Genomic DNA, 13,476 nt, shown 5'->3' with positions numbered 1-13,476 from the left:
GCGCGTCTGCCTGTTCAGCCCGGGCTGGCCGCCTGGGCCAGGCGATACTGGTTGTCGCCGCTGCGTTTGGCTTCATACATCGCCAGGTCGGCGAGATGGATCAGGCGGTCCTTGCTCTGCGCATGATCGGGGAACATGGCGATGCCCAGGCTGGCCCCGACCTGTTGCGGGCCTTGCTCCAGCCGTACCGGTGGTGTTAGCGCGGCCAGCAGCTTGCCGGCGACCGCGCGCGCCTCGTCGTGCGGCGAGCGTTCGAGTGACAGGCTCTCGAGAATCGCGACGAATTCATCACCGCCCAGACGCGCCACGCTGTCCGAGCCGCGCAGGGCCTCGCGCAGGCGCCTGGCCATGTGCTGCAGCACCTGATCGCCGGCGGCATGGCCGAGCCGGTCGTTGATCGCCTTGAAGCCATTGAGGTCGATGAATACCAGAGCGATGCGCGTGCCTGCGCGCCGAGCCCGCTCCAGCGCGCGATCCAGCTGCTCCTCGAAAACCAGGCGATTGGGCAGGCCGGTCAGCGCATCGTGATGGGCCAGGCGGTGCATCTGGCTGGCCCAGGCCTTCTCCTCGGTGATGTCGCGGACCACGCCCATCATCTTCACCGCGATGCCGTGGTCGTCCTTGACGATGTTGCCGGTCTCGCGCAGCCAGTGCACGCTGCCATCCGGCCAGATCACCCGGTATTCCTCGTCGTGGTTCTCGCCCGTCTCGATGCAGCGCAGTTCGCCGCTGCGCACCTGCTCGCGGTCATCCGGGTGCACGCTCTGGCAGAACAGCTCGTAGCTGGGCGTTACCTCGCCGACGCGGTAGCCGAACATGCCGTAGATCGCATCGGACCAGTACAGGCGGTTGGTGTCGATGTCCCAGTCCCAGGTACCGATGCGCGCGAAGTACTGGCTGCGCTGGTAGCGTTCGGCCTCGGCCAGCACCGGGCGGATCAGCAGCAGGCTGCGCGTGCCATCGATGCGCCCGATCTGCAGCGGGCGCACCTGGCCGTCGGCGCCGCGCACCTGCAGGCGACGCGGTTCGGTCAGCGCATCCAGGGCTGCGGCGGGCAGCAGGTCGGCCAGACGTGCGCCGCGCAGTGCGTCTGCAGCATGGCCGAGCAGGGCGGGCGCAGGTTCGTTGTGCCAGCGCACCCGGCCATTGGCCGACACTTCCAGAGCGCCAAATTCCAGCTGTGCGAGCAGTGCCCGCTGCTGTTTCAGCAGGCGCCGGTGGCGCTGCAGCAACGCCAGCAGGAGCAGGCTGGGCAGCAGGGCGACGAGGATGAGAAGAGGAAACAAGGCTGATCCATCAGACAGGAATTCGGGGTGCTGGCATTATGCCTCAATGCTCTATGCATTTTGCTGACTGTCTGTATCGGTATTTTCAGCGCTTCATGCCCTGCGCCGACGCGGGCAAAGCGTTAGCCAGCCAGCAGTTCCGCGGTCGCCGGCTCGCTTTTTCCGGGAGGGCGGTTATCTTTGCTGCTCTTTCGCCGTCGCCATACAAGGAGTACGACCATGAACAGGATTTCCCCGCTGGCCATTACCCTGGCCCTCGCACTGAGCGCGCCGGCCGCCCTGGCCGACGAAGCCGCCGCCAGCGAGCCAAGCACCATCAAGGACTCGGCCAAGGCGGCCGTCTCTACCGCGATTACCGCCGGCAAGAACCTGCTGGGCGGCGTGTCCGACGGTGTCACCGAGGGCCGGGTGGAGGCCCAGGGCGCCGATGGTTCCATCGTGGTGTCCAATCTGGAACAGCTCGATGGCCAGGTCAGCGTCGAGCTGCTCAAGGTCGAGACGGTCGACGATGGCAACCTCAGCGCCTTGCTCGGGTTCAAGAACACCACCGACAAGCCGCTGCGCCTGATCAACCTGCGCCAGACCGGTGCACTGCTGGCCATCGACCAGGAGGGCTATTCCAGCGCGCCGCTGCCGGGCCTGCTCAACCCCGACGATGTGACTGTTCCGGCCAAGACCGGTGTGCGGCAGAAGTTCATCTTCGAGGGGACGAGCGCGACCGTGACGTCGATCCGCCTGTGGGGACGCGATTTCGAGGTCAAGCAGTAACCTGCTGCGCCTGCATGAAAAGCCCGCGGATGCGGGCTTTTTTGTGGGACGAGACGCTCAGCGTCTGGCCACGCTCATGGCGATCAGCCGCGATACCACCAGGGCCAGGTACATCACCCCGGCGAATTCCTCGATCATCACCAGCGAGCGGGCCACCGGCGTCAGCGGGATGATGTCACCTAGGCCGACGCCGGACAGGGTGGTGAAGCTGAGGAACAGCAGCTCCATCCAGCTGCGCGCCGCCTCGGGCTCGATGGCGGCGGCAAAGCTGCCCGGTACCAGCAGCTGGCAGAATACGAACAGATGAGCGAAGGCCCAGGCCAGCACGGTGAAGGTGGCGCCGACGGCGTAGAGCTCGTCGGTGCTGGCGTGTTCATCGGCGCTCATGTAGGCGATCAGGCTGGCTGTCGCGTAGAAGTAGAAAGCGGCTTCCAGCAGCGCGATCAGGGCTTCCAGCGGGCGGCTGGTGACCAGCATGTCGAGCAGGGTCAGGCTCACCACCAGCAGGGCGAGCAGTCCCGCGACCCAGGTCTGCGCCGGGCTGCGCTTGACCACATGCAGGGCCAGGCCCAGTACCAGCAGGCCGAAGGCGCCGAACAGCGCACGGCCGATCTGCGTGGCTTCCATCCAGGGGTAGAGCAGCACGCCGAGCAACTGGACGAACAGCAGGCCGGCGGAGGGATGGCGGCGGATGTAGGTGATGGGTGACATGGGCTTCCTGCGGGGCATGGGGATTGGGGCGGATTATCCACCAGTGGCGAGCCTGGGTAGGCTAGCGCAGCGCCAGGGCAGTTGGCTCCCTCTCCCGTTTACGGGAGAGGGCAGCAAGGCGCCTTCTCGACCGGCAGCAGGCGGCTCAGCCGAGCAACCGGCGTACCTGCTCGATGACATGGATTTCACGCTGCGCCCAGTCGCCGTCTATCCCCACCCAGGGGCGGGCATGGCGCTGCAGCCAGTCGGCGCAATCCTGATGAAAGCGCAGGCGCTCGGCCAGGTCGGGCTGGCAACGCTGGCCGTCACCCTGCCATGCGACGCCTTCTGGCGACAGCAGCAGGTGCAGGTCGTAGTGGCGTTCCAGCAGTGTCGGCTCCAGCCAGTCCGGGCAGTCGCCGAACAGCGTCTGGCTCCAGAGGATATTGCTGAGCAGGTGGGTGTCGAGGATCAGCAGTCCGGGCGCCTGTGCGCGAGCGGCGTCTTCCCATTCGAGCTGGCCGCGGGCGATGGCGGGAATATCGGCCAGGCAGGTTTCCCTTTGCTCCCGGTCGATAAAGTGGCGCACGTATTCGCCCACCACCAGTCCGCCGAAGCGCTGCTGCAGGCGCTCGGCAAGAAAGGTCTTGCCGCTCGACTCCGGGCCGGTCAGTACCACCACCTTCATGCGGGCGCTGTCCGCGAGGCGCGCCATTCGCGCAGGCCGAGCACGGCCAGGGTCGTGAACACACCGTATAATCCGGCGGTCAGCCAGTACTCCTGGAGGGTGAAGAAGCCGACATAGAGCACATCGACCACTATCCACAGCAGCCAGCACTGCCAGCGCTTGAGCGCCATCCACAGCTGGGCCAGCAGGCTGAAGGCGGTGAGCAGGGCGTCCGGCCAGGGATAGACGGCTTCGGTCAGCCGCGCCATGGCCAGGCCCAGCGCCAGGCCGAGCAGCAGGGCGACGCCCAGGCCGATCAGTACCTCGTTGCGGCTGGCCGTGCTGACCGGCCGCCGGCCGCTGTCATCCACGCCCTGGCGCCACTGCCACCAGCCGTACAGCTGCATGGCCGCGAATACACCGTGCAGCAGCACCGCCGAATAGAGGCGGGCATCGAAGAAGAACCAGGCGTAGAGCAGCACCATCAGCAGGCCAATGGGCCAGCACAGCGGGTTCTGCCGCACGGTCAGCCAGACGGAGGTGATGCCGAGGGCGGATGCGATGATTTCGAGGGGAGTCATTAGACGTTTTTACTCTGGGGGCTATTCACCGACAGCGATGTGTTTACGATTTGCTGTACGGACGAGCCTACTTTCTTTCATCAGTAGGCCGATCAAGCTGTAACTGAGATAGTCCTTAGAGCCACCGCCATAGTCGGATTGAAGGCCTAAATACTTGGCGGCGTCCGAGTTACTGATTCCGTTGGGGTTGGCCTTGGCTAGCTCCATGACTGCAGACTTCATCAATTCCAGCGCCATTTGTGCTTTTTCATAGCAGCCGTCCGGAACGTTGATCCGGAGGTTTCGTTCGATATTTTCTGTATTCGGCTGGATACGGTTAGTCAACATGCCGCCACGAGAGCGAATGCCGAATGCGGCTATTAACTCGGCTTCGATCTTGAGGGCCTGTTGCTCAGTCAGGTTGTCCGCAATGATGGTGTGGATAACAGAGTGACTAGCTTCGAGTATCTCTTTAATGAGTAACCCTTTTTCCGACTCATCAATCTTTGCTTGGTGTTCCCATGCACGGTTGCCCGTACCTTTTCCAATATAAAAAGGCTTTGCTGGTTTCTGTCTTGGGTCTTTAAGTGCGTACACGTAGAAGGGGTTTTGAGCCATAGGTGTGTGTTCGCTTTTGCCTGTTCTAGTAAAGAGGCCCGCATTTGCGGGCCTCTTTGTGGATCAGCTGTCGTAACCCAGATTCGGCGCCAGCCAGCGTTCGGTCACGGCCAGTTCCTGGCCCTTGCGCTTGCTGTAGCACTGCACCTGGTCCTGGTCGACCTTGCCGACGGCGAAGTACTGCGCCTCGGGGTGGGCGAAGTACCAGCCGGACACAGCGGCGGCCGGGAACATGGCGTAGTGCTCGGTGAGGAACACGCCGCTCTTGCCGGCTTTGTTGTAGTCCGCCTCGGGGTCGAGCAGCTGGAACAGGGTGCCCTTCTCGGTGTGGTCCGGGCAGGCCGGGTAGCCGGGAGCCGGGCGGATGCCGACGTACTGCTCGCGGATCAGCGCCTCGTTGTCCAGGGTTTCGTCCTTGGCGTAGCCCCAGTAGTCCTTGCGCACGCGCTCGTGCAGCCACTCGGCGCAGGCCTCGGCCAGGCGGTCGGCCAGGGCCTTGACCATGATCGAGCTGTAGTCGTCGCCCTTGGCCTCGTAGGCCTTGGCCACTTCCTCGGCGCCGATGCCGGCGGTGGTGATAAAGCCGCCCATGTAGTCGGTCACACCGCTTTCCTTCGGCGCGACGAAGTCGGCCAGCGACAGGTTAGGCTTGCTGTCGGCCTTGATGCCCTGCTGGCGCAGGTGGTGCAGGGTGGCCAGGGTCTGGCCCTCGCCGCCGTAGACTTCGATGTCGTCGTGGCGCACCTGGTTGGCCGGCCAGAAGCCGAATACCGCGCGGGCCTTGATCAGCTTCTCGCTGATCAGTTTCTCCAGCATCGCCTGGGCGTCGTTGAACAGGCTGGTGGCGGCCTCGCCGACGATCTCGTCGGTGAGGATGCGTGGGTATTTGCCGGCCAGGTCCCAGGAGATGAAGAACGGCGTCCAGTCGATGTACTGGGCCAGTTCGCGCAGGTCGATGTCATCCAGCACCTTGACGCCAGTGAAGCTCGGCTTGGGCGCGACATAGCCGCTCCAGGCGAAGGCCGGCTTGTTGGCGATGGCTTCGGCATAGGACAGGCGCTCGGTACGCGAGGCGCGGGCGGCGGTGCGCTCGCGCACGACCACGTATTCGTCGCGGGTCTTCTGCACGAAGTCGGCCTTGAGTTCCTTGGACAGCAGGCTGGTGGCCACGCCCACGGCGCGCGAGGCATCGGTGACGTAGACCACCGCGTCATTGCTGTACTGCGGGTCGATCTTCACCGCAGTGTGGGCCTTGGAGGTGGTGGCGCCGCCGATCATCAGTGGCAGCTTGAAGCCCTGGCGCTGCATCTCCTTGGCGACGTGGACCATCTCGTCCAGCGACGGGGTGATCAGGCCGGACAGGCCGATGATGTCGCACTTTTCCTCGATGGCGGTCTTGAGGATCTTCTCCGCCGGCACCATCACGCCGAGGTCGACTATGTCGTAGCCGTTACAGCCGAGCACCACGCCGACGATGTTCTTGCCGATGTCGTGCACGTCGCCCTTCACGGTTGCCATGAGGATCTTGCCCTTGGCTTCCGGCTTGTCGCCTTTCTCCGCTTCGATGAAGGGGATCAGGTGTGCCACGGCCTGCTTCATCACGCGGGCCGATTTGACCACCTGAGGCAGGAACATCTTGCCGGCGCCGAACAGGTCGCCGACCACGTTCATGCCGCTCATCAGCGGGCCTTCGATCACCTCGATGGGGCGCGCGCACTGCTGGCGGCACTCCTCGGTGTCCTCGACGATAAAGGCGGTGATGCCCTTGACCAGCGCGTGTTCCAGGCGCTTGGCCACTGGCAGCGAGCGCCACTCCTCGTCCTCGGCTTCCTTCACTGCGCCGCCGCCACGGTAGTTGTCGGCGATGGCCAGCAGGGCATCGGTGCCGCCCGGCGTGCGGTTGAGCACCACGTCCTCGACCTTGTCGCGCAGCTCCTTGGGAATCTCGTCGTAGATCTCCAGCTGGCCGGCGTTGACGATGCCCATGGACAGGCCGTTCTGGATGGCGTGGAAGAGGAACACCGAGTGGATCGCCTCGCGTACCGGGTTGTTGCCACGGAACGAGAAGGACACGTTGGATACGCCGCCGGAGCTGAGCGCATGGGGCAGCTCGTCACGGATGTAGGCGCAGGCCTCGATGAAGTCCACCGCGTAGTTGTTGTGCTCCTCGATACCGGTGGCCACGGCGAAGATGTTCGGGTCGAAGATGATGTCTTCCGGCGGGAAGCCGACTTCGTTGACCAGGATGTCGTAGCTGCGCTTGCAGATTTCCTTCTTGCGCGCGGCGGTGTCAGCCTGGCCGACCTCGTCGAAGGCCATCACCACGACCGCGGCGCCGTAGCGCTTGCACAGCTTGGCGTGGTGCTTGAACTGCTCGACGCCTTCCTTCATGGAGATCGAGTTGACGATGCCCTTGCCCTGGATGCACTTGAGGCCGGCTTCGATCACCTCCCACTTGGAGGAGTCGATCATGATCGGCACGCGCGAGATGTCCGGCTCGGAGGCGATCAGGTTGAGGAACTTCACCATGGCGGCCTGCGAGTCGAGCATGCCTTCGTCCATGTTGATGTCGATCACCTGGGCGCCGGCTTCCACCTGCTGCAGGGCGACTTCCAGCGCCTCGGTGTAGTTCTCCTCGCGGATCAGCCGGGCGAACTTGGCAGAACCGGTGATGTTGGTGCGCTCGCCGACGTTCACGAACAGCGACTTGCGGTCGATGGTGAAGGGCTCCAGGCCGGACAGGCGGCAGGCCTTGGGGATGTCCGGGATCACGCGCGGCGGGTACTTGGCCACGGCCTCGGCGATCGCCTGGATATGCGGTGGGGTGGTGCCGCAGCAGCCGCCGATGATGTTGAGCAGGCCCGATGCGGCGAACTCCTCGACCACCTCGGCCATCTGCGCCGGGGTTTCGTCGTATTCGCCGAAGGCGTTGGGCAGGCCGGCGTTGGGGTGGGCGGACACATGGGTACCGGCCTTGGCCGCGAGTTCGGCCAGGTACGGGCGCAGTTCCTTGGCGCCGAGGGCGCAGTTGAGGCCCACGGAGATCGGCTTGGCGTGCGCCACCGAGTTCCAGAAGGCCTCGGTGGTCTGCCCGGACAGGGTACGGCCGGAGGCGTCGGTGATGGTGCCGGAGATCATGATCGGCAGCTCGACGCCGTCCTCCTCGAACACCTGCTGCACGGCGAAGATGGCCGCCTTGGCGTTCAGGGTGTCGAAGATGGTCTCGATCAGGATCAGGTCGGCGCCACCTTCGATCAGGCCACGGGTGGCCTCGGTGTAGTTCTCCACCAGCTCGTCGAAGGTGACGTTGCGGTAGCCAGGATCGTTGACGTCGGGGGAGATCGAGCAGGTGCGACTCGTGGGACCGAGGACGCCGGCGACGAAGCGCGGACGGTCCGGGGTTTCCAGGGTCTTGGCGTCGGCCACCTGGCGGGCGACGCGGGCGCCCTCGACGTTCATCTCGTAGGCCAGCGCCTCCATGCCGTAGTCGGCCTGGGACACGCGGGTGGCGTTGAAGGTGTTGGTTTCCAGGATGTCGGCGCCGGCATCCAGGTAGGCCTTCTCGATCTCGGCGATGACCTGCGGCTTGCTCAGCAGCAGCAGATCGTTGTTGCCTTTGACGTCGCTCGGCCAGTCGGCGAAGCGCGCGCCACGGTAGTCGGCCTCTTCCAGCTTGTAGCTCTGGATCATGGTGCCCATGCCGCCGTCGAGGATCAGAATGCGTTCTTTCAGGGCTTGCTGAAGGGCCTGGAGGCGGGCGCTGCGGTCGGACATAGGGACTACCTGGGGTGAGCGTGTAGAAAGGCCGTGGATGATAGCAAAGCTGCATGGCTCTCAGGCGCTGGTGCGATCTGCATGAAAATGGCTCATGTTGGGCCGTTTCGTCGTGCCGGTCGTACAATGCCGGATCGCCGCATAAGGATTTTGCCCATGCTCCGTCGTTTTCTCGCGCCACTGGCGCTGCTGTGCGCGCCTGTGTTCGCTGCCGAGCCAGTCTCCTACAACCGTGATGTGCAGCCGATCCTTACCCACAAATGCGTGGCCTGCCACGCCTGCTACGACTCGCCTTGCCAGCTCAACCTGGGCAGCGGTGAAGGCGTGCAGCGCGGTGCCAGCAGGCTTCCGGTATACGACGGCGTGCGCACCAAGGCTCAGGCCACCACACGCCTGTACCTCGACGCGCATGGCGAGGCGGCGTGGCGCGCCAAGGGCTTTCATTCGGTGTTGAATCCGCAGGCCGGCCAGGCGGCGCTGATCGCGCGCATGCTGGAGCTGGGGCGCAATAATCCACCGGTGCCGAATGCCAAGCTGCCGGCGGACCTGGATATCTCCATCGGCCGCGACAACCAGTGCCCACTGCCGGGCGAGTTCGAGGCCTACGCGAAGAAGTTCGCCCACGCCGGCATGCCCTTTGCCGTCACCGGCCTCAGTGACGCCGAATACAACACCCTGCAGCGCTGGGTGGAGCAGGGTGCCCCGGTAGAGCAGCAGACGCTGCAGGCCTCTGTCATGGAGCAGAAGCAGATCGCCGAGTGGGAGCGCTTCCTCAATGCTCCCGGCGCGCGCGAGAGCCTGGTCAATCGCTGGCTGTTCGAGCACCTGTTCCTCGCCCACCTGTACTTCGAGGGTGGCGAGCCGGGGCATTTCTTCCAACTGGTGCGCTCACGCACGCCCAGCGGCCAGCCGATCGACCCGATTGCCACGCGCCGCCCCAATGACGACCCGGGCACCGAGGTGTACTACCGGCTGTGGCCGATCCAGGGCGTCATCGTGCACAAGACCCATATCACCTATCCGCTCAGCGCGAAGAAGCTGGAGCGGGTGCGCGAGCTGTTCTACGCCAGCGACTGGACAGTGGATGCGGTACCCGGCTACGGCGCGCAGCGGCGCGCCAACCCCTTCGAGACCTTCCAGGCGATTCCTGCCGAGGCGCGCTACCAGTTCATGCTGGATAACGCTGAGTACTTCGTGCGCACCTTTATCCGCGGGCCGGTGTGCCGCGGGCAGATCGCCACCGACGTGATCCGCGACAACTTCTGGGCGGTGTTCCAGGACCCGCACCACGACCTCTACATCACCGATGCCGGCTACCGCGCCGAGGCTACGCCGCTGCTGGCCATGCCCGGGCAGTTCGACGAGATCGGCGACCTGCTGGGGCTGTGGAAGGCCTACCGGGACAAGCGCAACCAGTATGAGGAGCTGCGCCGCGACACCTATGCCGAAGCGACGCCGCCCAGCTGGTCGCACCTGTGGGCCGGCAACGACAATGCGCTGCTGTCGATCTACCGCCATCACGACAGCGCCATGGTGCGCAAGGGCCTGATCGGCGAGATCCCGCAGACCCTGTGGCTGTTGGACTACCCGCTGTTCGAGCGCACCTACTACCAGCTGGTGGTCAACTTCGACGTATTCGGCAATGTCGCCCACCAGGCGCAGACGCGGCTGTACTTCGACCTGATCCGCAACGGCGCCGAGCTGAACTTCCTCCGTCTGTTGCCGCCGCAGTCGCGCCAGGCCTACCTGGATGACTGGTACCAGAACAGCGGCAAGCTGAAGATGTGGCTGGACTACACCGAGGCCGATGTCGACACGCCGAGCGCCATGCAGCTGCCGGAGCTGGGGGCCAAGGGCGCGTTCGCCCGCTCGCTGCTGGAGCGTTACGACACGCTCAATGCTCGCCCCGACCCGATCAACCGCTGCACCGGCGCCGAGTGCCACAGAACCGGCTTGCCAGCCGATCTGGAGGATGCCGAGCAGGCGCTGAGCCGCCTGACCGGGCGCCCGGCCGGTGGGCTCAAGGTGATCGACCAGTTGCCCGAGGCGACACTGCTGCGTGTCGAGCGTGCCGACGGCCAGCGCGAGGTCTACAGCCTGCTGCGCAACCGCGCGCACAGCAACGTGGCCTTCATGGCCGGCGAGTCGCTGCGCTATCAGCCCGGGCTGGACACCCTGACGGTATACCCGGGCGTGCTGACCAGCTATCCGAACTTCATGTTCAGCCTCAGGGCTGGCGAGGTGCCGGAGTTCGTCTCGCAGCTGGAGCAGGCCCGCGACCCGGCTGCCTTCGACAAGGTGGTGGCGCGCTGGGGCATCCGCCGCAGCCATCCGCAGTTCTGGCACTACTTCCATGACCTGTCGGCCTATATCCAGGAGACCGAACCGGTGGAGGCGGGCGTGCTGGACATGAACCGCTACCAGAACCTCTGAGGTGCACCACCTAGGGCGGGTGCAACCCGCGCTGCGGCTCTCGCGGGTTGCCCCCTGTACCGAGCGCCCATGAAAAAGCCCGCCGTATGGCGGGCTTTCTTGTGCAGCGGTAGCGCTTAGAAATGCGCCTTGGCCAGCAGGCTGATGGCGCTCTGGTCGGTGCCGCCAAGGATTTCCGAGCCGACGAAGCCGTTGTCGTCGATGCCGTACTTGTCGCTCCAGTAGTCGTACTCGACGCCCACATAGAAGCGCTTGCCCCAGCCCATGGCCTTGGCCAGGTCGTACTTGATCTGCGGGTTGAAGTGCAGGTTGGCGTGGTAGCTGTCGTCGTTGTCCACCACCCAGTCCATGAAGCCGTCGATCACCAGGTCCGAGTCGCCGACCGGGATGGTGTAGCTCCACACCGGGGTGATCTGCCAGACGTTGTCACCGTCGCGGCGGCCGTCGGTGGTGCGCAGGTAGGTGTTGAGCTGGAAGTAGTCGAAGCCTGGGATGTTCAGGTCGACGGCCGGGCCGAGCAGGTAGGAGTCGACATCGTCCTCGCCGAACTCGTAGGTGGCGGCCAGCAGCACATCCTTGACCGGGCCGAACGACAGGTCGGCACCGCTGATCTTGCCCAGCGACAGACGCGGGCTGATCTCACCGTAGAAGGTGTGGCCGTCACCGGCGCCGTTGGTGGCCTCGGTGTTGTACTTGATGCCATCGACGAAGACGAACAGGTCGCCGAAGCTCCAGCCGCTGGCGTGCTCGAAGGTGACGGTCTGCTGCTTGGGCGGGTCGACCTTGAAGTCGATGCCGTTGAGGTAGGTCAGGCTGTTGTCCTGCCATTGCAGCAGGTCGGCGGCCAGTGCTTGGCCGCTTGCGAGGGTGGCGGCCAGGCTCAGGCCGAGGGCGAAACGGGACATCTACAACTCCGGTTCTTGACTGGGTGGGCGAAAAAAAGCGCGCTACTTTACCAGTCTTGCCTCGAGGCTGTTGCTGGCCAGACGGGCGGCCTGCTCGCGGGTCATGCCCAGGTCGCGCTCCAGGGCGGCGAAGTTCTCGCCGACATAGCCGCCGAAGTAGGCCGGGTCGTCCGAGTTCACCGTCACTTTCACGCCACGTTCGAGCATGGTCAGGATGTTGTGTTGACGCATGTGGTCGAACACGCAGAGCTTGATGTTGGATAGCGGGCAGACGGTCAGCGGGATCTGCTCGTCGATGATGCGCTGCATCAGGCGCTCGTCCTCGATGGCGCGCACGCCGTGGTCGATGCGCTCGATCTTGAGCAGGTCCAGCGCCTCCCAGATGTACTCGGGCGGGCCTTCCTCGCCGGCATGCGCTACCGCGTGCAAGCCTTCGCTGCGGGCCTTGGCGAATACGCGCTCGAACAGGCGCGGCGGGAAGCCCATCTCCGAGCTGTCCAGGCCGACGGCGACGAAGGCGTCGCGGAACGGCATGGCCTGCTCCAGGGTCTTGAAGGCTGCTTCCTCGGGCAGGTGACGGAGGAAGCTGAGAATCAGGCCATGACTGATGCCGAGCTGCTTCTCGCCATCGACCAGCGCCTGCTGGATGCCGCGCAGCACCACCTCGAAGGGAATGCCGCGGTCGGTGTGAGTCTGCGGGTCGAAGAACGGCTCGGTGTGGATGACGCCCTGTTCCTGGCACTTGAGCAGGTAGGCCCAGGTCAGGTCGTAGAAGTCCTGCTCGGTGCGCAGGACATTGGCGCCCTGATAGTAGAGGTCGAGGAATTCCTGCAGGTTGTTGAAGGCGTAGGCGCTGCGCAGGGCTTCCACATCGGCCCAGGGCAGGGCGATGCGGTTGCGCTCGGCTAGCGCGAACAGCAGTTCCGGCTCCAGCGAGCCCTCCAGGTGCAGGTGCAGCTCGGCCTTGGGCAGGGCGGTGATCCAGTCGGTCATGGTGCGGCAAACTCTGGGTGATCGAGCGCCCATTCTAGCGGACTCGGCGCTGGGAATTATTCCTACTAAAACACTAGGACTTTATCCGGTGGCGGCTATTGGCGTACACTGGCGCCACGTTTGCGAGGAGTTGCCATGAGCGCCATCACCATTACCGAAGCCGCCCACGATTATCTGGCCGATCTGCTGAAGAAGCAGAACACCACCGGCATCGGCATCCGCGTCTTCATCACCCAGCCCGGCACGCCCTACGCGGAAACCTGCATTGCCTACTGCAAGCCGGGCGAGCAGAAACCCGAGGACACCGCCCTGGCGCTGAAGGACTTCACCGCCTGGATCGACGCCGTCAGCGAACCGTTCCTGGAAGATGCCGTGGTCGACTATGCCACCGACCGCATGGGCGGCCAGCTGACCATCAAGGCGCCGAACGCCAAGGTGCCGATGGTCAACGAGGATAGCCCGATCACCGAGCGTATCAACTACTACCTGCAGACCGAGATCAACCCGGGCCTGGCCAGCCATGGCGGCCAGGTGACCCTGGTCGACGTGGTCGAGGAAGGCATCGCCGTGCTGCGTTTTGGCGGTGGCTGCCAGGGCTGCGGTCAGGCCGACTACACGCTCAAGGAGGGTATCGAGAAGACCCTGCTGGAGCGTATCCCCGAGCTCAAGGGCGTGCGTGACGTGACCGACCACAGCAACCGCGAGAACGCTTACTACTAAGCGCTCCCGGATACCAAGAAAGGCGCCTGCGGGCGCCTTTTTCGTTGCCGGGGAAATCACTC

11 protein-coding genes are annotated in these 13,476 nt (G+C 64.7%); 3 read left to right on the top strand and 8 right to left on the bottom strand.

Annotated features, from left to right (window positions below; all coding sequences use genetic code 11):
• Positions 1-14: 14 nt before the first annotated feature.
• Complete coding sequence (locus PA6_RS03670) at positions 15-1,286, bottom strand: diguanylate cyclase domain-containing protein (RefSeq protein ID WP_021699533.1); 1,272 nt, start codon at positions 1,284-1,286, stop codon at positions 15-17.
• A gap of 219 nt (positions 1,287-1,505) precedes the next feature.
• On the opposite strand from PA6_RS03670, the gene PA6_RS03665 reads away from it, so the two are divergent.
• Positions 1,506-2,054, top strand: a complete 549-nt coding sequence (locus tag PA6_RS03665) for a hypothetical protein (protein WP_021699532.1) — start codon at positions 1,506-1,508, stop codon at positions 2,052-2,054.
• A gap of 57 nt (positions 2,055-2,111) precedes the next feature.
• On the opposite strand, the gene PA6_RS03660 is transcribed toward PA6_RS03665, so the two are convergent.
• The 5 genes from PA6_RS03660 to metH all read right to left on the bottom strand — a co-directional run bounded on the left by PA6_RS03660 (position 2,112) and on the right by metH (position 8,363).
• The gene (locus tag PA6_RS03660) at positions 2,112-2,765 is read right to left on the bottom strand and encodes a potassium channel family protein (protein WP_021699531.1); all 654 of its coding nucleotides are present in this window, start codon (positions 2,763-2,765) and stop codon (positions 2,112-2,114) included.
• A 145-nt stretch (positions 2,766-2,910) separates the two neighbouring features.
• Positions 2,911-3,432 carry an AAA family ATPase gene (locus tag PA6_RS03655; protein ID WP_021699530.1) on the bottom strand — a complete coding sequence of 174 codons (522 nt, stop codon included), beginning with the start codon at positions 3,430-3,432 and terminating at the stop codon, positions 2,911-2,913.
• Positions 3,429-3,992, bottom strand: coding sequence for a nicotinamide riboside transporter PnuC (gene pnuC, locus PA6_RS03650; RefSeq protein ID WP_021699529.1), 564 nt, complete (start codon positions 3,990-3,992; stop codon positions 3,429-3,431). Before pnuC ends, PA6_RS03655 begins: the two co-directional genes overlap by 4 nt.
• 21 nt (positions 3,993-4,013) lie before the next feature.
• Positions 4,014-4,589: a GIY-YIG nuclease family protein gene (locus tag PA6_RS03645; RefSeq protein WP_021699528.1), complete on the bottom strand. Its 576-nt coding sequence runs from the start codon at positions 4,587-4,589 to the stop codon at positions 4,014-4,016.
• 63 nt (positions 4,590-4,652) lie between these two features.
• Entirely contained in the window at positions 4,653-8,363 is a 3,711-nt protein-coding gene (gene metH, locus PA6_RS03640) for a methionine synthase (protein WP_021699527.1), read from the bottom strand.
• Between the two features lie 156 nt (positions 8,364-8,519).
• Here metH and PA6_RS03635 point away from each other — a divergent pair, with 156 nt between their 5' ends.
• Complete coding sequence (locus PA6_RS03635) at positions 8,520-10,796, top strand: fatty acid cis/trans isomerase (RefSeq protein ID WP_021699526.1); 2,277 nt, start codon at positions 8,520-8,522, stop codon at positions 10,794-10,796.
• Between the two features lie 116 nt (positions 10,797-10,912).
• Here PA6_RS03635 and PA6_RS03630 read toward each other — a convergent pair whose 3' ends face one another.
• Together PA6_RS03630 and PA6_RS03625 are read right to left on the bottom strand one after the other, a co-directional pair.
• Entirely contained in the window at positions 10,913-11,701 is a 789-nt protein-coding gene (locus tag PA6_RS03630; RefSeq protein ID WP_021699525.1) for an outer membrane protein OmpK, read from the bottom strand.
• Positions 11,702-11,743: 42 nt separating this feature from the next.
• Positions 11,744-12,694: an adenosine deaminase gene (locus tag PA6_RS03625; protein WP_021699524.1), complete on the bottom strand. Its 951-nt coding sequence runs from the start codon at positions 12,692-12,694 to the stop codon at positions 11,744-11,746.
• Positions 12,695-12,829: 135 nt separating this feature from the next.
• On the opposite strand from PA6_RS03625, the gene nfuA reads away from it, so the two are divergent.
• Positions 12,830-13,414 carry a Fe-S biogenesis protein NfuA gene (nfuA, locus tag PA6_RS03620; RefSeq protein ID WP_021699523.1) on the top strand — a complete coding sequence of 195 codons (585 nt, stop codon included), beginning with the start codon at positions 12,830-12,832 and terminating at the stop codon, positions 13,412-13,414.
• Positions 13,415-13,476: the final 62 nt, after the last annotated feature.

Origin of the sequence: Aquipseudomonas alcaligenes NBRC 14159, from assembly GCF_000467105.1 — a bacterium.
In the GTDB taxonomy this organism is placed as follows: domain Bacteria; phylum Pseudomonadota; class Gammaproteobacteria; order Pseudomonadales; family Pseudomonadaceae; genus Aquipseudomonas; species Aquipseudomonas alcaligenes.
Note: the sequence above shows the minus strand (reverse complement) of the source record. Positions and strands in the feature narration are given on the sequence as shown.